General features: G+C 62.6%; 1 protein-coding gene. It reads left to right on the top strand.

What is annotated here, in order from left to right; all coding sequences use genetic code 11:
* Positions 1-257, top strand: a 257-nt coding sequence (locus tag RAD04_RS38935; protein ID WP_461628003.1) for a bifunctional DNA primase/polymerase, incomplete at both ends; no start/stop codon positions are given.

Here is a 257-nt window from a genome sequence, read left to right as displayed (position 1 = left end):
GGGAACGACTTGGCACGACCTGGACGGTTCAAACGCGGTCGGGCGGTCAACACCTCTACTATATTCACCGGCCGGGGTTACGAGGAAGCGCGTCCAAAATTGCGCCGGGCGTGGACGTGCGCGCGGACGGCGGGTACGTCATTGCATGGTGGGCACTTGGCTACCGGATTCTCATCTACGCTCCATACGCCGCATGGCCTGCATTTCTTGACCAAGACCTTGACCGGGCCAGAGGGTCGCCGGCCGTGCCATTGGAC

This window comes from Bradyrhizobium sp. 25ACV (assembly GCF_054863005.1).
The sequence above is the reverse complement of the archived record's forward strand: the minus strand, read 5'-3'. Positions and strand labels throughout refer to the sequence as shown.